General features: G+C 73.4%; 19 protein-coding genes. 11 read left to right on the top strand and 8 right to left on the bottom strand.

Annotated elements, in window-relative coordinates:
• Positions 1–832 precede the first annotated feature (832 nt).
• The 10 genes from ACFY6U_RS06055 (at position 833) to ACFY6U_RS06010 (ending at position 9746) form a co-directional block, all read left to right on the top strand.
• On the top strand, positions 833–2239 hold the full coding sequence (locus ACFY6U_RS06055) for a hypothetical protein (protein ID WP_390035325.1): 1407 nt from the start codon (positions 833–835) through the stop codon (positions 2237–2239).
• The gene (locus ACFY6U_RS06050) at positions 2163–2981 is read left to right on the top strand and encodes a hypothetical protein (RefSeq protein ID WP_390035324.1); all 819 of its coding nucleotides are present in this window, start codon (positions 2163–2165) and stop codon (positions 2979–2981) included. Before ACFY6U_RS06055 ends, ACFY6U_RS06050 begins: the two co-directional genes overlap by 77 nt.
• Complete coding sequence (locus ACFY6U_RS06045) at positions 2978–3349, top strand: hypothetical protein (RefSeq protein ID WP_390035323.1); 372 nt, start codon at positions 2978–2980, stop codon at positions 3347–3349. Before ACFY6U_RS06050 ends, ACFY6U_RS06045 begins: the two co-directional genes overlap by 4 nt.
• Positions 3350–3741: 392 nt before the next feature.
• A complete protein-coding gene (gene poxB / locus ACFY6U_RS06040) occupies positions 3742–5475 on the top strand; it encodes a ubiquinone-dependent pyruvate dehydrogenase (RefSeq protein WP_390035322.1) in 1734 nt (577 codons plus the stop codon).
• Between the two features lie 130 nt (positions 5476–5605).
• Entirely contained in the window at positions 5606–5797 is a 192-nt protein-coding gene (locus ACFY6U_RS06035) for a hypothetical protein (protein ID WP_390035321.1), read from the top strand.
• A gap of 267 nt (positions 5798–6064) precedes the next feature.
• Positions 6065–6658 carry a TetR/AcrR family transcriptional regulator gene (locus tag ACFY6U_RS06030; RefSeq protein ID WP_390035320.1) on the top strand — a complete coding sequence of 198 codons (594 nt, stop codon included), beginning with the start codon at positions 6065–6067 and terminating at the stop codon, positions 6656–6658.
• A gap of 41 nt (positions 6659–6699) precedes the next feature.
• Positions 6700–7833 (top strand): glycosyltransferase, encoded by a 1134-nt coding sequence (locus tag ACFY6U_RS06025; RefSeq protein WP_390035319.1) that lies wholly within the window; start codon positions 6700–6702, stop codon positions 7831–7833.
• Between the two features lie 217 nt (positions 7834–8050).
• Positions 8051–8524, top strand: coding sequence for a nuclear transport factor 2 family protein (locus tag ACFY6U_RS06020; protein WP_390035318.1), 474 nt, complete (start codon positions 8051–8053; stop codon positions 8522–8524).
• Positions 8525–8557: 33 nt separating this feature from the next.
• Positions 8558–8935 carry a hypothetical protein gene (locus ACFY6U_RS06015; RefSeq protein WP_390035317.1) on the top strand — a complete coding sequence of 126 codons (378 nt, stop codon included), beginning with the start codon at positions 8558–8560 and terminating at the stop codon, positions 8933–8935.
• Positions 8910–9746: a prephenate dehydratase gene (locus ACFY6U_RS06010; RefSeq protein WP_390035316.1), complete on the top strand. Its 837-nt coding sequence runs from the start codon at positions 8910–8912 to the stop codon at positions 9744–9746. The genes ACFY6U_RS06015 and ACFY6U_RS06010 overlap by 26 nt, the downstream gene beginning before the upstream one ends.
• 507 nt (positions 9747–10253) lie before the next feature.
• On the opposite strand, the gene ACFY6U_RS06005 is transcribed toward ACFY6U_RS06010, so the two are convergent.
• A complete protein-coding gene (locus ACFY6U_RS06005) occupies positions 10254–10742 on the bottom strand; it encodes a TetR/AcrR family transcriptional regulator (RefSeq protein ID WP_390036512.1) in 489 nt (162 codons plus the stop codon).
• A gap of 270 nt (positions 10743–11012) precedes the next feature.
• Between ACFY6U_RS06005 and ACFY6U_RS06000 the strand changes: the two genes are divergently transcribed.
• On the top strand, positions 11013–12581 hold the full coding sequence (locus tag ACFY6U_RS06000; protein WP_390035315.1) for an MDR family MFS transporter: 1569 nt from the start codon (positions 11013–11015) through the stop codon (positions 12579–12581).
• Positions 12582–12640: 59 nt separating this feature from the next.
• Here the strand turns inward: ACFY6U_RS06000 and ACFY6U_RS05995 are convergent, their stop codons facing one another.
• The 7 genes from ACFY6U_RS05995 to ACFY6U_RS05965 all read right to left on the bottom strand — a co-directional run bounded on the left by ACFY6U_RS05995 (position 12641) and on the right by ACFY6U_RS05965 (position 18252).
• The gene (locus tag ACFY6U_RS05995; protein ID WP_390035314.1) at positions 12641–12775 is read right to left on the bottom strand and encodes a hypothetical protein; all 135 of its coding nucleotides are present in this window, start codon (positions 12773–12775) and stop codon (positions 12641–12643) included.
• Positions 12776–12814: 39 nt separating this feature from the next.
• Positions 12815–13129: an SRPBCC family protein gene (locus ACFY6U_RS05990; protein ID WP_390035313.1), complete on the bottom strand. Its 315-nt coding sequence runs from the start codon at positions 13127–13129 to the stop codon at positions 12815–12817.
• Positions 13130–13269: 140 nt separating this feature from the next.
• On the bottom strand, positions 13270–14112 hold the full coding sequence (locus ACFY6U_RS05985) for a LuxR C-terminal-related transcriptional regulator (protein WP_390035312.1): 843 nt from the start codon (positions 14110–14112) through the stop codon (positions 13270–13272).
• Between the two features lie 178 nt (positions 14113–14290).
• Positions 14291–15175 carry a helix-turn-helix domain-containing protein gene (locus ACFY6U_RS05980; RefSeq protein WP_390035311.1) on the bottom strand — a complete coding sequence of 295 codons (885 nt, stop codon included), beginning with the start codon at positions 15173–15175 and terminating at the stop codon, positions 14291–14293.
• Between the two features lie 105 nt (positions 15176–15280).
• Positions 15281–16132, bottom strand: a complete 852-nt coding sequence (locus tag ACFY6U_RS05975) for an alpha/beta fold hydrolase (RefSeq protein WP_390035310.1) — start codon at positions 16130–16132, stop codon at positions 15281–15283.
• A gap of 248 nt (positions 16133–16380) precedes the next feature.
• Positions 16381–17166, bottom strand: a complete 786-nt coding sequence (locus ACFY6U_RS05970) for a creatininase family protein (protein WP_390035309.1) — start codon at positions 17164–17166, stop codon at positions 16381–16383.
• Between the two features lie 18 nt (positions 17167–17184).
• Positions 17185–18252, bottom strand: coding sequence for an alpha/beta fold hydrolase (locus ACFY6U_RS05965; protein WP_390035308.1), 1068 nt, complete (start codon positions 18250–18252; stop codon positions 17185–17187).
• Positions 18253–18368 lie beyond the last annotated feature (116 nt).

Here is an 18368-nt window from a genome sequence, read left to right as displayed (position 1 = left end):
GCGACCGCGGCCGACATCAGCGGTGCGGACCTGGGCTACAGTCCGGAGAGCATCGTGCTGGTGGAGGACATCGTCGACGGGTTCCGGGCCGAGGGTGTCACCGGTGAGGACATGGCGGAGTCCCTCGTCGCCTTCGGCTGCTACGTCGGTGAGACCTCACCCGGCACGCCGGCGGAGTCTGGCGGTACGCGCAGGCCCCGCAGTCGGCGGACCTTCCGCTGGTGGTGGAGCTGCCCGACGCACGGGAGTGCCACCCGATCGACTGGGTCCTTTGCCGTCTCCGGTTCGGAACCGATGTCAGCATCCGCGACCTCTACGCTGCCGCCGGCACCGGGCACGGGCCCTCGGACGAGCCGGCGTCCGGATGACCACGTATGCGGCGGCACGCCACGCACATGCGACAGAGGTGAACGCACATGGGCATGGGTACGCAGACGGGCGGTAGGGGCGCATACCGGTGCTGAACGCACACCCGCTAGTACGTACGCGAACGGAGTCTGCCGGGGACGGCGCACGGAAGGAACTTTCGTCGTTCCGGGAGATGTTCCGGGAGATGTTCCGGGAGATGTGGGAGGGCGTGGAGTGAGGACGCACATCGGCCGGAACAGCACGGACCGCGACAGCTTGGGTCCCGGCAGTGCGGGGCCGGGGGAGACCGGTCCGGACGATGCCGGTCTGGTGGGCCGTGACCACGAGAAGCAGCTGATCACCGAACTGCCGGCAGAACTTCCCCGGGGCGGACGGGTGCTGCGCGTCCGCGGCGCCGCGGGGACGGGCCGGTCCGCGGTCGTACGCTTCGCGCCCGGCGGCCGCCGGGCGCCGGGGCATCCGGGTGCTGTCGACGGCATGGGCGTCCGCCGAGCGGACCCTGCCGTACGCCGCGCTGCACGGCCTGCTCCGTCCCGAACTGGCACGGCTGGGCGAGCTTCCGGCCCCGGAACGCGCCGTGTTGGACGCCGCCTTCGGCGGTGGACCCGCCACGCCGGACCCGGCCGGTCCGGCAGCAGCCGCACTGTGCCTGCTGGCCGGGGCACCGGAGCCGGTGCTGCTGTGCGTCGACGACCTCGACCGGCTCGACTCCGCGAGCCGCGACACCCTGAACGCCCTGGCGCGGCTCTGCGGTGACACACATGTGGGCATGATCGTCGCCGAGCGCGCGGCCCCCGGGACCCCGTCCGCGCCGTCGGACCCGCTCACCGCCACGCTCGAAGGCCTGCCCGCCGCCGAGGCCCGGAGCCTCCTCCACCGCGCGGGACGGGTCGTCGGGTACCCCGAGGAGCAACTCGTCCTGGCCGTCGCCGGGGGGAACCCGCTGGCCCTCACGGAACTCTCGCTCGGGGCAGGCCCGCTCGGCGACACCGCGGGCTTCGGCATGCTGCCGGCCACGGCGCGGCTGGCCGAGGCGCACCGGGAGGATCTGAAGGGGCTGTCGGTGCCGGCCCGGAGTGTACTGCTCGTCGCCGCGCTGAGCGCGGCACCGCTCGCACGGGACGTCCTGGCGGCGAGCACCCTGCTGCTGGGCAGCACCGACGCGGCCCGAGCCGGACTCGCCGAGCTCACCGGTCACGGCCTCCTCACCGAGACGAAGTCGACCGCCCGGGAGGCGGGGACGTGCGAGACCGCCGGAGCCGCGAAGTGCGGAGCGGCCGAAGGGGCCGTGGGGGCCGGCGGTGTCGTGGGGGCAGCGGAAGTCGTCGCAGCGGCGGGGAGCGCGGAGGCCGACGGGGGAGTGGAGTCGGTCGAGGCCGACGGGGCCGGCGGAGACGGAGGGGCTGCCGGTGTGGCAGGGGACGGAGAGGCCGGCGGTGTCGCGGGGGACATGGAGGGCGTGGACGTCTTCGGTGGTGCCGGGGGTGCTGCGGGTCCCGGAGCCGGGGAGGTCGCCGGCGCCGCCGGAGCCGCCGGAGGCGTGGACGTCTTCGGCGCGGTCCCGGCGGGTGCCGGTGCCTTCGCCACGGAGGAGTCCTCGTTGCGCTTCCCGCAGCCGTTGCACCGGTCCGCCGTACTGCGGCTGGAGTGGGCGGCCCGGCGGATGGCCGCCCACGCGGCGCTGGGGCAGTGCCTGACCAGTCCGCCGCACGCCGCCTGGCACACGGCGCGCGGTCCGGCGGGCGTTCGAGGACCTGTGGTCCGGTCCCCGGGACGCGCGCGATCTCGCCGTGATGGCGCTGATCGACCCGCTCGCGACACCCCGGCCGGCAAACCCGCGTCCCGCGTCCGCGCTGTCCGAGGGCGATGAGCAGGCCCTGCTCGGCCAGATCGCCCATCTCGCCACCGACGTCGACCGGGCGGCGGCGCACTTCGAGAGGGCGGAGGCGGCCCTGCGCGCGGGTGGCCGCTACGGACGGCTGCCGTATCTCCTCGTACCGAGGGCGATGGGCCAGGTCTGGCGCGGCGCCCGCTGGCGCACCGCCCGCGCGCTCGCCGAGGAGGGCCGTACGATCGCCGACCGGACCGGGCAGCCCGAATGGGTGGCGCGGGCCACGGTGACCCTCGGCATCCTCGACGCCCTCCAGGGGTGCCACGAACGGGCACTGGAAAGCGCGGCGCAGGTCGAGGAGGCATCCCTGCGGCTCGGCCAGAACCGGCAGTTGAGCCTGGCCGCCCTGGCCCGCGCGCTCACCGCGTCCGGCGCGGGCCGGTACGCCGAGGCCTACGCGAGGCTGCGCTCGCTGTTCGCCGAGCCGTCGGCGGCGATGTCGGCGCCGGCATCGCCGCCGTACGCCTATGAGGAGTTCTGGGCGCTCGCGTTCCTGGCCGAGGCCGCGCCGGCCGCCGGGGAGGCGGCCGACGCCAGGGCCGTCGTCGGGCACATCGCGGCACCGGCGACGACCCCGTGCAGGTGCTGCGGGAGGCCTGGGACCTGCACATCTCCTTCGGCCTCGAACACCCGGCGTACTACACGCTCGTCTACGGACAGGTCCGCCGAGGGCACGTGCCGCAGACCGGCCGACGTGCCGCCGCCGACCTGCGCCGCATGATCACCAGGGTCGCCGCCGCCGGGCGGCTGCGGATGAGCGTCGAGCGCGCGACCGAGGTCATGCACTCCACCGGTGTGGGGACGATCCTCAACCTGATCGGCCACCCGGAGCAGGAACGCGATCTGCGTAACGCCCGGGAGGCCCGCGAGATGGTGATCAACACCCTCACGCTCCCGTCCGCGACCCCGGACGAAGGCGGCCCCGCCGCCACCGGCCCCGCCGCCACCGGCGCCGCCGTGGCGAGCCCCGCCACGGCCCTGCTCGCCGCCCTCGGCGAGGACGGGACCGCGCCCCTCAGCACCGGCGAGCGGACCCTGCTCCTGGAGTGGCTCAACCGACTGGCGGACGGGGCGGACGCGGACGCCTGACCAGGAGCGCCCCGCCACGGGCGCCGCCCCGGACATGCTGACCGCGACGGTCGCGGCCGCCGACTTCCCCGTGGTGTTCTTCCCGGTGATGACCAGGACGGCACCGGCACGCCGGTCGGCATCGGCAGCTGCGCCCGCTCTCCCGCGGGCCGGCCGTAACGGCGGCCGGCCCGCCCCGGCACGCCCGTACCGGCGTCGGGCAGCAGTCCGGCCCAGGTGCCGGGACGGGCCGGAGGCGAGGAAGCAGTCATCCGACGGATGCGTGCGCAATGTCGGCTCCCCGAGACTGACGGCGGCTCGTCCACCCGGCAGGCCCCGGTGCCGTCGGCCCCGCCCCGCGCGGCCCCGCCCCGCGCACCGGACGCGCTCACGACCGACGAAAGGCAACCCGTATGCGCACCTTCGCCGAACACGTCATCGCCTCCCTCAAGGCCTCCGGCGTGCGCCGCCTGTACGGCCTGCCCGGCGATTCGCTCAACGGCCTGACGGACGCCATACGCCGGGAGGAGGACGTCGACTGGGTGCACGTGCGGCACGAGGAGAGCGCCGCCCTCGCCGCGGCCGCCGAGGCCGGGCTGACCGGAGAGCTCAACGTCTGCGTCGGCAGCTGCGGTCCGGGCAACCTGCACCTGATCAACGGCCTCTTCGACGCCCAGCGCAGCCGGGTTCCGGTGCTCGCCGTCGCCGCGCAGATCCCGGGCGCCGAGATCGGCTCCGGCTACTTCCAGGAGACCCGCCCGCAGGAGCTGTTCGCCGACTGCAGCGTCTACGCGGAGACCGTCACCAGCCCCGAACACGGGCCGCGCATCCTGGAGACGGCGATGCGGGCCGCCGTGGAGCGCAGGGGAGTGGCGGTGGTCGTCGTACCCGGCGAGATCTTCCTCGGCAGGGTCGGCCGCGACCTGGCCCCCACCGTCGTCCGCCCGGCCCGCAGCGTCGTCCGCCCGGACGACGAGGCCCTGCGCGAGGCCGCCGCCCTGCTGAACGACGGCGAGCGGGTGACGATCCTGGCGGGTGCCGGCGCCGCCGGTGCCCACGACGATCTGGTCCGGCTCGCCGAGACCCTCAAGGCCCCGGTGGTGCACGCGCTGCGCGGCAAGGAGTACGTCGAGTACGACAACCCGTACGACGTCGGCATGACCGGCCTGCTCGGCTTCGCCTCCGGCTACAAGGCGATCGAGGAGGCCGACACCCTGCTGATGCTGGGCACCGACTTTCCCTACCGGCAGTTCTACCCGCAGGGCGCGAAGGTCGTGCAGCTCGACATCCGCGGCGAGCAGATCGGCCGCCGCACCCACGTCGACCTGCCCCTGGTGGGCAGTGTCCGCGACACCCTGCCCGCGCTGCTGCCGCTGCTGACCGTCAAGACCGGCCGGAAGCACCTCGACGACGCCCTCGCCCACTACGCCCGCACCCGCAGGTCGCTCGACGCGCTCGCAGTCAACGACCACGAACGCACCCCGATCCACCCGCAGTTCGTGGCGAGCGCCATCGACCGGCTCGCCGACGAGGACGCGGTGTTCACCGTCGACGTCGGCTCCCCGGTGGTGTGGGCTGCCCGCTACCTGACCTTCAACGGGCGGCGCCGGCTGCTCGGTTCGTTCAACCACGGCACCATGGCCAACGCCCTGCCGCACGCCGTGGGCGCGCAGGCGGCGTACCCGGGCCGGCAGGTGGTCTCGCTGTCCGGCGACGGCGGTCTCACCATGCTCCTGGGCGAGCTGTTCACGCTCCGGCAGAACCGGCTGCCCGCCAAGATCGTCGTCTTCAACAACGGCTCGCTGAACTTCGTGGAGCTGGAGATGAAGGCGGCGGGGATCGTCAACTACGCCACCGAACTGGACAACCCGCAGCTCGCCGAGGTCGCCGCCGCCGTCGGGCTGTGGGCCCGCCGGGTCGAGCGGCCCGGCGATCTGGAGGACGCGCTCAAGGGCGCCTTCGCCCACGAGGGACCCGCACTGGTCGAGGTCATGACGGCCCGCCAGGAACTGTCTGTACCGCCGGCGGTCACGGTGGAACAGGCCAAGGGGTTCACCCTCTACGCGATCCGCACCGTCCTGTCCGGCCGGGGCGAGGAACTCCTCGACCTGGTCACCACCAACGTCGCCCGCCGGCTCCTGCGCTGACCGGCACGGACCGACGGACCCGTGCGAAAAACGTATCAACCCTGAGGTGTGCGTCAGCGCACACCTCAGGTGTTTGCCGAAGGCGACTGACCGACGTCATAGTCGCCTTGGGCAATGACAATGGAGGTACATGTGGCCGAGAAGGCCGAGTACGGGGAACTGGTGCGCCAGCTGGGCGCCGTCGGCTCCGCTGCACGCGCCGGGGGACGGACGGTACGTCCTCACCACGGCCGCCGACGGCTACCGGCCGCAGGAGTCCGCCAACGTGGTGGCCGGGCACCCGGTCGTCCACGACGTCCGGCTGACGGAACAGGCGGGCTGACCCGCTGTCCTGCGCGGGTGTGAACCTCGCTGTCCCCGGCGCTCGTCGAAGGGGCGGAGCCGACTCCGGTGCCATCGGGCGGCGTTGCGTCCGAAGCACGTCGAAACAGGGGGAACCGGAGCCCGCCCGGACGGCATCAGGCGCCTGAAAACGGTGGTGGCGGCTGCCGGACGACAGCCTCCCGGCGGCGACCGGGCAGGGACGACCACCGGGCACGGCGCCTTTCCTGGACTGGGTCCCATGACGTCCCGCACCTACCGTTCCACCGTGCGTGAACGCGCAGCCGCCGCGACGCGGGCGGCCATTCTGGACACGGCCGGGGCGCTGTTCGCCGAGCACGGGTACGCCCGGGTCACCATCAGGCGCATCGCCGAGGAGGCCGAGGTCGCCCAGGGCACCGTCTACGCGGCCATCGGCAGCAAGGCGGCCCTGGTCGCCGCGTTGACCGAGCGCGCCGCCAGTGACGCGGGCATCGGCGAGGTCCTGGCGGCCGTCGAGAGCGCCACCACCGGCGACGAGGTGGTACGGCTGGTGGTGCACAGCATCCACGACATGGTCCGCCACCACCGGCACACCATGACCGCGCTCTTCGACGCGGCGACCGTGGACGAGGGCGTCGCCGTCCTGCTGGACCGGATCCGCCGGCTGGAACGGGAGCGCTTCGCGCTGGTGACCGGCCGGCTGGAGCGGCTCGGCGCGCTCCGTCCGGGGGTCACGGCGGGCGACGCGGTCCGGGTCCTGGAGTACTTCGTGACACCGCCGTCCTGGTTCCGGCTGCTGGAGATCGGCTGGGACTGGGACGGCGCACGTGTCTTCCTCACGGACGCCGTGTGTTCCGCCCCGTTGCTCAGGTGTGACTGAATTCGTTGAAGTGTGACTACATCGGAGTTCTAACTGCCGGTATGCGTATCCTCTTCTCCAGCACCCCGGCGCACGGCCACCTCATGCCGCTGCTCCCGCTCGCCCGTGCCTTCCGCGACCGCGGGGACGACGTGGCCGTACTCACCTCGGCCGCATTCGGGCCGATGCTCGAGGCGGAGCACCTGCCGCTGCTGGCTGTCGGCCCCGAGATGCCCGAGCTGCTCGCGGAGGGCGCGCGCCGGGCCGGTGTGGACGATCCGACCGTGCCCAGCCCCGCCGTCGCCGCCGAGGTGTTCGCCGGTGCGCGGATCGAGCTGGGGGCGGACGCGGCGATCGCCGCGGCACGCGAGTTCCGGCCCGATGTGATCGTCGCCGAGGCCACCGACTACGTGGGACCGTTCGTCGCCGCCGCGCTGCAAGTCCCGTACGCCAAGCATGCGTTCGGGCCCCTGATCCCCGCCGAGTTCACCGACGTCTTCGACGCGGTCGCCGAGCCCGCCTACAAGGAACGCGGTCTGGCCGTGCCGACGCCCGCCTGGTACGTGGACCCCTGCCCCGAAGTCCTCCAGGGGCCTGGCTGGCAGCCGCCGCAGGGCCGCCTGCCGCTGCGGACCGAGGCCTATCGCGGCCCCGCCGCGACGGACGGCCCGGTCACGCCTGCCGCTCTCGCCGTCCGGAGCCGGCCGAAGGTGCTGCTCTCCTTCGGTACCGACTTCGGGGCGCCCGCGCTGCTGCGCCCGATCGTCGACGCCCTCGCGCCGCTGGCCGACCTCGTGGTCACCCTCGGTCTGACCGCCACCGCCGCCGACTACGGCGACGGGCTCGACCACGTCGAGTTCGTCGGGTTCACCCCGCTCGCCGAACTGCTCGACGGCGTCGACCTCGTCGTCACCCACGGCGGTGCGGGCACGACGCTGGGCACCCTCTCGCGCGGCCTGCCCATGGTGGTCGCTCCGCAGGGCGCCGACCAGTTCCTCCAGGCCGGAGCCGTCGCGGCGGCGCGTCTCGGGTCCGCCGTACTGCCGCCCGCCGGACCGGAGGCCGTGGCACAGGCCGTGACCGAGGTGCTCAGCGGCGCCGAGTACCGGGACAACGCCCGCCGCGCCGCCGAGCAGATCGCCGCGATGCCCGCCGCGAGCGAGGTCGCGGACCGGCTGGCCGCCGCCCTGGCCTGAGCCCGGCGTCCGTCGTCGGCCGGGTGCCCCGCCGGGCACGCACATGTGTCGGTGCCCGGCGGCCGGGGCCCCGGCCGCCGCCCGGCCCCAGGTGTGACCCCGAGCCTCCGACCAGGTGTCTACGGCGTGGCAAGCTGGGTGTCGTCACCGGCCGACGCGCAGCTCCGGGTACCGGAGGCGGCGCGCGACCCCCGGCCCGTCCCGCCTGGAGGCGATCATGTCCACATCCCCCCGTACGCCCGGAGACCGGACGCCGAGCCACCGTGCCGTCGAGAACCTGATCGCCCGGTACGCCGAGCTGGTGGACGACGGGGACTTCGGCGGACTCGGCGAACTCCTCGCCGACGCCGTCTTCACGGGCAGCGGCGAGCCGGTGAGCGGACGCGACGCGATCGAGAAGATGTTCCACGACTCACTGATCGTCTACGCCGACGGCACCCCGCGGACCCAGCACGTCACCACCAACGTCGCCGTCGAGGTCGACGAGGAGGCGGGCACGGCGGCGGCACGCTCGTACGTCACCGTGCTTCAGGCCCTCCCCGGACTGCCCCTTCAGACCATCGCCGGCGGCCGGTACCACGACCGCTTCGAGCGCCGGGACGGTCAGTGGCGTTTCGTGGAGCGGCGGGTCCGCATCAACCTGGTCGGCGACGTGAGCAGGCACCTTCGTCAGGCGGCCGGGCGGGATTAGGACAACGGCAGGGCGAGCGGACGCCCCGCGCCCGTGCCGCTGCCAGGCAGGGAGCCGCGCGAGGCGGTGGTCCCCGCCGAGCTGGCCGCCGTACTCCACGACGAGCGGCAGAGCCTGGCCGCCGTGCTGCACGCCGCTCCTTCGGCCCGCCACGGTCTGGCGCCGTCCGTGGAGGAACGGCTCGCCCACCACGTCGAGCAGGCGGGCAACGCCGTCCGGTACGTGGTCGCGGCCGCATACGAGGTCCTCGCGTCGGACCGCGACGCCGGCGGACACCCCCTGGTGCCGTTGGTCGAGGCGAGTTCACCGATACTTCAACAGGTGCGGTTCGCAAGGGAGCTTCTGCCGCGCGACGACAGGACCTCCTTCGGAAAGGGCTCAAACGGTGACAACCGTCGCATATCAGGGTGAACCAGGCTCGAACTCGGCGACGGCCGCCAAAGAGCTCTATCCCGACGGCCGCGAACTGCCCTGCACGGGCTTCGAGCAGGCCCTGGACGCCGTTACCCTCGGCAGCGCCGACGTGGCCGTGATCCCGGTGGACAACTCCGCGGCCGGCCGCGTCGCCGACGTCCACCACCTGCTGCCCGAGTCGGGGCTGGTCATCGTCGCGGAGTACTTCCTCGCCATCCGTTTCGACCTGATGGGGGCGCCCGGCGCGACCCTGGACCAGGTGGAGTGCGTGCGCAGCCACGTGCACGCCCTCGGGCAGTGCCGCAAGGTGCTGCGGGACGGCGGGTGGCGCACCCTCGTCAGCGACGACACCGCCGGGGCGGCGCGCGAGGTGGCCGAACTCGGCGACCCGCGGCACGCGGCGCTCGCGCCGCCCGCCGCGGCCGCGCTCCACGGTCTGGAGGTGCTGCGGCCCGAGGTCGAGGACGACCCGGACAACACCACCCGGTTCGTCGTCCTGTCCCGGGACGCCGCACCGGCCCCGGAGCGGGGCGAGCCGACCATGACGAGCCTGTTCTTCAGCGTGCGCAACATCCCGAGCGCGCTGTACAAGGCGCTCGGCGGGTTCGCCACCAGCGGGGTGAACCTCACGAAGATCGAGAGCTATCAGATGGGCGCGGGGCTCAACGCCAGCCGCTTCTATGTCGAGATCGAGGGACACCCCGACGACCCGGGTGTCGCACTCGCCCTGCACGAGCTGCGCTTCTTCTCCTCCGAGGTACGCATCCTGGGTGTGTACGCGGCACACCCGCACCGCCTGAAGGGCTGACCGCGCCCCGGCCCGGTCGGTTCCGGGACCGGCCGCGCCCGCCGGGGTGGTCGGCGGTCCCGCCGCCTCCGTCGGTGTCGGGGCGGGACCGCCGCCGCTCCGGCACCCGAGGCACAGGGGTGTGTGAAGCGGTCCGGAAAAGGGGACGCGCTCCCCTCCGGTACCAGGTCGCCCGCGACCGTGACCGTCGTGACCAGTCCCACGGCACGGGCCGGGCCCCGGCCACCGTCGCCGGGGCGGCCCAGAACCCTTCCACCCGGGGAACGTAACCACCCGCCCCGCGGGTTCACACGCATCACACGTTCCGCCGTCCACCGCTGCCCGCCGCACATGTTGCTGCCCACCGAGACACATCGGCTGACGGCCGCCTGTCGCCCGCGGAGCGCGTGACCCCGGCCCATACCGCCCCCGGGTCCACAGGGCCCTGCGCACAGCCGTACCGGCCCCCGCAGCACACCCGACGTGTGCTGCGGGGGCCGTCGGTGTGTCGGGGGGGCCGAGGCCGTGTCAGGGGGTTCCGAGGCCGTTCAGCAGGGTGTCCACGACGACGTCCGCGGCCTGCCCGGGGGTCAGCTCCGGCAGTTGCCGGTTCACCAGGTGCATCAGCTGCGGCAGCAGCGCGCTCGCCCAGCCCCGCGGCAGATCCCGGCGCAGCAGGCCCTCGCCGGTGGCCCGTTCGAGGAAGGTGTCGACCTCGCGTACCGAGGCGTCACGGCGGGCGCGGACGGTGTCGTCGGCGAGCATCCGGCTCAGGTCGACCGGCCAGGTGCGGTTCACGCCGATGACGTTCTCCACGTAGCGATGCAGTGCGACGGCCACGGGTGCCTCGCGCAGCCGGGCGTCCTCGATGGCGTCCTCGACCGCCTTCAGCCTGGCTTCGTAGATCGAGGCGAGGAGGTCCTCGCGGGAGGCGAAGCGCCGGTAGACCGTGCGCCGGTCCACTCCCGCCTCGGCGGCGATGCTCGCGATGCTCGCGCCCGGGTCGGCTGCGAGCATGCGCGCCCCGGTGGTCAGGACGGCTTCCAGATTGCGTGCTGCGTCGGCTCTCACCGTCCCGAGTCTAGTGGCCGGATGTGCAACCTGAGGCAGTTAGCGCCTCTCCAAGGTGAAGTACCGCCAATCAAGTGCTACATTGAAGTGACAGTTAAGGTGGATACGGTCAATCGGATGAGGCGTCGGTGTCTGTCGCGCACTCCGTCACCTCCGTCACCTCCGTCACCTCCGTCACCTCTGGCACCTTTGACCCTTTACAGAAAGGCAGTCCCGATGCCGACGACACAGCAGGCGGCCCGGCCCAGGGCCGGCGGGGTCGCCGCCGCCATGAGCGCGCTGATCCTCGCGGTCCTCCTGGCAGCCCTCGACCAGACGATCGTCTCGACCGCGCTGCCGCGCATAGCGCAGGACCTGAACGGGTTCGACGACATCGCGTGGGTCAGCGCCGCATACCTGCTCGCCTCCACGGCGGTCACACCGCTGTGGGGCAAGCTCGGCGACATGTTCGGCCGCAAGCGGCTCTACCTGGCCTCGACCTCCGTCTTCCTGATCGCCTCGGTGGCCTGCGGACTCGCGCAGAACCTCCCCGAGCTGATCGGCGCCCGAGTGCTCCAGGGCGTGGGCGGCGGCGGCATGATCGTGCTCACCTTCGCGCTCGTCGGCGACATCGTCGCCCCCGACCGACGCGGCCGCTACCAGGGCATGTTCGGTTCGGTCTACGGCGTCGCCAGCATCGTCGGACCGCTGCTCGGCGGAGTCTTCACCGACCAGCTCTCCTGGCGCTGGGCCTTCCTCGTCAACCTGCCCGTCGGCATCGTCGCCCTGGCCGTCGCCGCCCGCGCGCTGCCCGCGGCCGCCCGGGGCGCCAGGGCCCGCATCGACTACCTCGGCGCCACCGTCCTGGCCGCCATCGCCACCGGCCTGGTCCTGGTCACGTCCTTCGGGGAGCGCTGGGGCTGGGGCTCGCCCGCCATCGTCGGACTGATCGCCGCCACCGTCGTTCTGGCCCTGCTGCTGGTGCCCGTCGAGCACCGCGCCGCCGCGCCTGTCCTGCCGCCGGCCATGCTCGGCTCACGGACCGTGGTCCTCTCCTCGCTGATCGGTTTCCTCGCCAACGCCGCGATGTTCGCCGTCCTGGTCTACCTGCCGACCTACCTCCAGATCGTCGACGGCGTCTCCGCCACGCTCTCCGGCGTCCACATGCTGCCCCTGGTCGCAGGCCTCGTCATCAGCCAGTCCCTCGCCGGACGCCGGTCCGCGCACACCGGGCGGCTGCGGATGATCCTGCTCGCCGGGCTGGCCGCGAACCTCGCCGGACTGCTCCTGCTCGGCACCATCGGCGCCGGCACCGGGACCCTGGTGCTAAGCGGCTACTTCCTGCTGACCGGTGTCGGCATCGGCATGGTCCCCATGGTGGTGCTGACCACCGTCCAGAACACCGTCCCCGCGTCCGACCTCGGCGCCGCCAGCGCCGTCGTCACCTTCGCCCGCTCCATCGGCGCGGCCTTCGGGGTCGCCGTCTTCGGCACCCTCCTCAACACTGGTTTCGCCCACCGCACCCGGGCCCTGCCGACCACCGGCGGATTCGACGCGGGCCGCCCCGACACCATCGGCCGGCTCCCCGCCGCCCTGCGCGACACCGCGCTGGACGCCTTCGCCCACGCCACGGCCACCGGCTACCTCTGGATCGCCCCCGCCCTGGCCATGGGGATCGGACTCGCCCTCTTCCTCCGGCCGGCCCGCGCTGGCGAGGGCAGGACCGCCGATGCCGCCCGCCCCGGCGCGGGCAACGCCGTCACCGCCGCCCGCGCCACCGGTGAGGGATCCGTCCCGGCCGCCTGACCCGCCGGACGGCACGACCGCGACCGGCCGACGCCCGCGACGGGCGCCGGCCAGCGGTGTCATACGTCGCCCGGCGCGGTCTCCGAAAGCCTCTTGAGCTGGGCGAGCCACAGGGCGTTCAGGCGCTGGGTCCACAACGGTGCCAGTGCGCCGAGGGACCCGGCGGCGGGGCCGCGGACCACGTTCTCGGTCACCACATGGGTGCCGCCCGCGACCGCGGTCAGCAGCCAGGCCTAGGCCTGGTACAGCTGCACACCGGCGCCGATGCCCGACCAGCCGAGCCGGCTGTGCGGCACCCGTTCTCCGAGGCAGATCTCGAACCGGTGTCCGTGGAACCGCACCAGGAAGCCGCCGGACAGGGCCCCGGCGCGCACCTCACCGACTTCCGGCACCCATTCCGGCCACCGCTCCACACCGCTGAGCAGTGAGAAGGCCGTGGCGGGCGGAGCGTGGACGACGGCCTGTGCCTGACAGAAACCGTGCGCCTGGTCGGGTGCGAAGCCCGACGGCCAGCGGATGTCCGGATGGCTGTCCGAGGCGCCGAACATCCGGTTCCCCTCTCGTGGTGCCGGGTGGCGCACCACCCGGCCACCGGGGGACGGTCCGCGGGGACGTCCCGCCTCCACTGTGCGCGGTGGCCGGGACCCCGGCATACGTCGAATGACTGGTCGAAGCCGGAGCCGCCGGCTCAGCCCTCGTCGCCCCTGTCGAGCCGGGAGAGGGCGTCGCGCAGTGCGGCCCGCGAGGTGATGCCCAGCTTGGGATAGATCTGGTACAGGTGCGTGCCGAAGGTCCGGTGGGAGAGGAACATCCGTTCCGCGATCTGCTTGTTGGTCAGTCCGGTGGCGGCCAGCGTGGCGATCTGCAACTCCTGCGCGGTCAGTGCCACGGTCCCGGGGCGGGTCGCGGCGGGCGCGGACTGGCCGCCGGCCCGCAACTCGGCGGCGGTACGGGTCACCCAGGGCTTGGCCCCCAGCCGCTGGAACGCGTCGAGGGCCCGCGTCAGTTGCTCCCGGGCCTCCGTCGTGACCCGCAGCCGACGCAGCCGCTCGCCGTGGAAGAGCCGCACGCGCGCGACGTCGAGAGGCCGGCGTTCCGCGTCGGGCGGGGACAGGGCCCGTTCGAAGAGCGGAACAGCCGCCTCCGCGGCCGTGGTCAGGGCCTCGCAGGCGAGCACCAGCAGCTCCAGCCGGGGCGACAGCCCGGCCATCCCGGTCGCGCGCATGGCCGCCGCGTGAGCCGCGGCCTCCTTCTCCCGGCCGGTCCGGATGGCCGCCTCGACCAGGTCCATCGTGCCCCACATGGCGATCGGCACGTAGGGCGCGACGGTTCCGGGCGGGCTGAGCGTGCTGCCGTGCTGGTAGGCGGTCTCGAAGTCGCCGCCGCCGAGGGCGGCCAGAGCCCGCGCGTGGCAGGCGAAGAAACGCGCGCCGTGGGTCCCGCGGGGTGTCGCCCAGCGGACGATCTCCTCGGTCAGCGCGGCACTGGTCTCGCCGTCGCCCTGCACCCCGGCCACCGCCGCCCGGCTCACCGAGGACGGTGCGGGTGGCCGCGAGGCCGGCGGTCAGCGCCTTCCAGGTGTCGCCCGCCGAACCCCCGATGCCGGGCAGGAGGATGAGCCGGGGCCCGCTGCCCGGGATGTCGTACGCCGGCATGTGCCGCTCCTTCTCGGACCTCTCCAGGGGGACGAGAGGAGAAGGTGTGGGGGTTCAGCCGCGCGGTGCGGTGTCCGCTGCCCGGCGCGGGTCCGCCCGCTCGGGGGCCCAGGAGGTGAGGATGCGCAGGGCGTCGTGGGAGGGGGTGCCGGTCTCGGCGGTGAGGACCATCAGCCGCTGTCCGGAGCCGTCGGCACCGTTCCAGGTGTCGCAGTCGAGGGTGAGGTCGCCGACCACGGGGTGCCGGTACTGCTTGGTCCCGTAGGTCGCGCTGTTGACGCGGTGCTCGGCCCACCAGGTGCGGAAGTCCGCGTCCCGCGCGGACAGTTCGGCGACCAGGCCGTCCAGCTCCGGGTCGTCGGGTTCGGCGGCGGCGGCCATGCGCAGGGCGGCGACGGCGTCCCGGGCGTCGTGGCTCCACTCCCGGTGCATCTCCCGGATCGCCGGGTCGGTGAACAGCAGGCGCAGGTAGTTGCGCCGGTCGGCCGGTACGGCGGCGAAGTCGGTGTAGAGGGCGACGGCGGCCTGGTTCCAGGCCAGGATGTCCAGGCGCCGGCCGAGGACCAGCGCGGGCGTCCCGGTGAGCTGGTCGAGCAGGCGGCGCATGGCGGGCCGCACCTGCTGGCGGGGCCGGCGGCGGCGCGGGCGGTCGTCCGTGCGTCCCGCGAGTTCGTAGAGGTAGGTCTTCTGGTCGTCGTCGAGGCGCAGGGCGCGGACCAGGGTGGCGAGCACGGGCGCGGAGGCGCGGACCCGGCCCTGTTCGAGCCGGGTGTAGTAGTCCACGCTGATCGCGGCGAGATGGGCGACCTCCTCGCGGCGCAGCCCGGCGACCCGGCGCTGGGTGTCCGCCTCGGGCAGACCGCAGTCCCCGGGATCCAGCTGGGCCCGGCGGGCCCTGAGGAACTTCCCGAGCGCACGGGGGTCGGTGTGTGAGGTCATGGCGTCCATTCTCCCGTGCTCCGCGCACCCGTGAGGTGTGCCGTGCGGTGTCCGTGGCAGCTCCCGGGGCGGCGGGGCCGTCCGCCCCGCCGCCCTCCGGGCGGGTCAGCGGACGGTGGCGTGGGCGGCCCGCTCGATCACGCCCGCCACCAGGTGGGGGTGGGAGACGGCGACCGAGTGGGACGCGGCGACCTCGGTGGTGCGGGCGTGGGCCCGCTTGGCCATGAAGCGCTGCACGGCCGCGGGGATGTTGAGGTCGCGGGTGGTGACGATGTCCCAGCTGGGGATGGTCTTCCAGGCGGCGCTGGTGGCCTTCTCCTCCAGGGCGGACTGGGCGATGGGCCGTTGCTCGGCGGCCATCAGCGCGGCCTGGCCGGCGGGCACGTCGGCGGCGAACTGGTGGCGGAACTTGTCCTGCCGGATGTACAGGTCGGTGGCGGTGGAGCCGTCGGCCTGCCGGTAGGTGACCGGGTCGAGGGCGTCCGGGAGGGTGGAGCCGGGGTACTTGCCGGTGAGCTCCAGGGCGCTCTCCCCGGGGGCCGGCAGGAAGGCCGCGACGTAGACCAGGGCCTTGACGTCGGGGTCGCCGGTGGCGGCCTCGCTGATGACGTTGCCGCCGTAGGAGTGGCCGACGAGGACCTTCGGGCCCTTGACGTGGTCGAGGACCGTGCGCAGGGCGGCCGCGTCGGAGGACGGGCCGCGCAGCGGGTTGGCGGCGGCGACGACCGGGTATCCGTCGGCGCGCAGTGCGGTGATGACGCCGTTCCAGCTGGAGCCGTCGGCGAAGGCGCCGTGCTCCAGGACGATCGTGGGCTTGGCGTGGCTGTTCCCCCGGGCGCTGTTCGTCGCGCCGCTGGCGGTCCCGCTGACGGCGAACGCGCCCAGGGCCAGACCCGCCGTGACCGTGGCGACCGCGCCGGTCACCAGCCGCTTGCGCCCACCCTTGATGCTGACCATGACAAAACCCTCACATGTTCCGTGAATACGTTCGAAAAGTCCTGGAGGAGGACGGGTCGGCCCGACCGGGCCAGCGTCACCGCCCTGACTGGTGACTAACCTGTCATGCCTCTCGTCACCTGTCAAGGTGGTGACGAAGGGTGGGGGTGGGTGCCGAACGCCGACGCGGCCGGGAGGGGCGGTGCCCTCCCGGCCGCATGCCGTGGAGCCGGAGACATGTGTGCCCGGGGCCCCGCCCCCGCGCCTTCTCAGGGCGTCGGCAAGGGCTCTGGCCGCAGCCGTGCCCACGGGTCCTCGAGGATGATCTCCGCCAGTGCCGACGCGCAGCCGGACAGCATCCGTTCGCCCTTCTCCGGGCTCGCCGCCCGGGCGTCGCCCGCCACCCCGGTCGGGGTGATCCGGTCGAAGGGGACCGCCATGTACACCGGCTCGGTGGACTCCGCGGGCACCGTGATACGGGGACCGTGTGCCTTGCCGAGGTGCTCACCGCGGATCAGCCCGGGGTGGGCGGCCGTCATCATGGACGTCTCGCCCTCGCAGGTGTGCATGAGGCCGTCCTGCGTCTCCAGGGTGTCCCGCACCACCTCCCGCCCCACGCCGAAGTAGCTGGCGAACGCGATCGGCGTCGACAGTTCCGCGGTCAGTTCCGTCGTGAGGGCGTTGAGGGCGGTCATGTTGCCGCCGTGCCCGTTGACGATCAGGATGCGGAAGAAACCCGCCCGGACCAGGGAACGGCACAGGTCGCGCAGGAGCGCGTGCAGGGTGGGCAGGCTGATCGAGAGGGTGCCGCCGAAGGCCATGTGGTGCTCGGAGAGCCCCGTGGCGATCGACGGGGCCACCACCACACCGGTCTGCTCGGCGGCGAGCAGCGCCGCCCGGTGGCACACCTCCGCGGCCAGCAGGTCGTCGACACCGGTGGGCAGGTGCGGACCGTGCTGTTCGGTGGCTCCGACGGGCAGCAGCACCACCGCGTCGCGTGCCGCCAGGGCGCGCAGTTCGGCCGCTGCCAGCCGGCTCCACAGGACTTCGCTCATCCGGGTCTCCACCGGGTCTCAGAGGCGGTCGGCGTCGACCACGGCCTGGGCGAAGGTGGTGGGCGCCTCCTGCGGCAGGTTGTGGCCGATGTTCGCGACGGTCCGGTGCTGGTACGGGCCGGTGAAGTGGTCGCGGTAGGCGGCGCCGTCGCCGGGCGGGGTGAAGGGGTCGAGGGCCGCGTCGAGGGTGACCGTGGGAACGTTGATCGAGGGCTGGGCCGCGAGCCGCTTCTCGTAGCGGTCGTAGCGGCGGTCGCCCTCGATCAGGCCGATACGCCAGCGGTAGTTGTAGAGGACGATGGCGGCGTAGTCGGGGTTCTTGAAGGCCTGGGCGGTGCGCGCGAAGGTGGCGTCGTCGAAGTTCCAGTTCGGCGAGACGAGTGTCCACACGTAGCGGCACAGCGCGATGCGCTGGTCCTCGTTCTCCATCGCCTTCCTGCCGCGGTCGCTGGCGAAGTACCACTGGTACCACCAGTTGTGCTCCACGGCCGGGGCGGCGGGTTCCAGCTGGGCCTTCACGTTGGTGATCAGGTAGCCGCTGGTGGAGGCGAGCGCCTTGACGCGCTCCGGCCACAGGGCGGCGATGATGTCCGCGGTGCGCGAGCCCCAGTCGAAGCCGGCGAGGACCGCCTGGTGGATCTTGAGTGCGTCCATGAAGGCGATGATGTCCAGCGCGATGGCCGACTGCTCGGCGGTGCGCGGGGTGTGCCCGGACAGGAAGCGGGTGCTGCCGTGGCCGCGCAGATACGGGACGAGGACGCGGTAGCCCTGGTCGGCGAGGAGCGGCGCGACGTCGACGAAGCTGTGGATGTCGTAGGGCCAGCCGTGCAGCAGGAGGACCACCGGGCCGTGCGCGGGGCCCGCCTCGGCGTACCCGATGTCCAGGACGCCGGCCTTCACGTGCTTGAGCGAGCTGAACTCCGTGTGGGTGCCCGGTGTGATGGTGGGCACCGTGGGAGCGGGAGAACCGCCCGCCGTGGGCTTCGGGGCCGCGGCCGACGCGCTGGTCTGGAGGCCGGACAGCGAGACCGCGGCGGCGCCGGTGCCCAGGCCGACGGCCTTGCTGAAGGTGCGCCTGTTGATCATGTGAATCCCTCTCGTGCGTTTCCGGTGACCGGCCCGCGCCCGGGACGTCTCCCGCTCGCTTCGGCGTGTGGGATCACCGCGCGGCTCATTGGCGCGACGACCCTCGCACAACGTCC

It is taken from the genome of Streptomyces sp. NPDC013157 (genome assembly GCF_042899865.1).
In the GTDB taxonomy this organism is placed as follows: domain Bacteria; phylum Actinomycetota; class Actinomycetes; order Streptomycetales; family Streptomycetaceae; genus Streptomyces.
The sequence above is the reverse complement of the archived record's forward strand: the minus strand, read 5'-3'. Positions and strand labels throughout refer to the sequence as shown.

Bases quoted from the DNA above. Each gene is read 5' to 3' on its own strand.
- ACFY6U_RS06020 (WP_390035318.1), top strand. From the start codon at position 8,051: ATGTCCACATCCCCCCGTACGCCCGGAGACCGGACGCCGAGCCACCGT.
- poxB (WP_390035322.1), top strand. From the start codon at position 3,742: ATGCGCACCTTCGCCGAACACGTCATCGCCTCCCTCAAGGCCTCCGGC.
- ACFY6U_RS06025 (WP_390035319.1), top strand. From the start codon at position 6,700: ATGCGTATCCTCTTCTCCAGCACCCCGGCGCACGGCCACCTCATGCCG.
- ACFY6U_RS06045 (WP_390035323.1), top strand. From the start codon at position 2,978: ATGATCACCAGGGTCGCCGCCGCCGGGCGGCTGCGGATGAGCGTCGAG.
- ACFY6U_RS06000 (WP_390035315.1), top strand. From the start codon at position 11,013: ATGCCGACGACACAGCAGGCGGCCCGGCCCAGGGCCGGCGGGGTCGCC.
- ACFY6U_RS06050 (WP_390035324.1), top strand. From the start codon at position 2,163: ATGGCGCTGATCGACCCGCTCGCGACACCCCGGCCGGCAAACCCGCGT.
- ACFY6U_RS05965 (WP_390035308.1), bottom strand. From the start codon at position 18,252: ATGATCAACAGGCGCACCTTCAGCAAGGCCGTCGGCCTGGGCACCGGC.
- ACFY6U_RS05980 (WP_390035311.1), bottom strand. From the start codon at position 15,175: ATGACCTCACACACCGACCCCCGTGCGCTCGGGAAGTTCCTCAGGGCC.
- ACFY6U_RS05975 (WP_390035310.1), bottom strand. From the start codon at position 16,132: ATGGTCAGCATCAAGGGTGGGCGCAAGCGGCTGGTGACCGGCGCGGTC.
- ACFY6U_RS06035 (WP_390035321.1), top strand. From the start codon at position 5,606: ATGTGGCCGAGAAGGCCGAGTACGGGGAACTGGTGCGCCAGCTGGGCG.
- ACFY6U_RS05990 (WP_390035313.1), bottom strand. From the start codon at position 13,129: ATGTTCGGCGCCTCGGACAGCCATCCGGACATCCGCTGGCCGTCGGGC.
- ACFY6U_RS05970 (WP_390035309.1), bottom strand. From the start codon at position 17,166: ATGAGCGAAGTCCTGTGGAGCCGGCTGGCAGCGGCCGAACTGCGCGCC.
- ACFY6U_RS06005 (WP_390036512.1), bottom strand. From the start codon at position 10,742: ATGCTCGCAGCCGACCCGGGCGCGAGCATCGCGAGCATCGCCGCCGAG.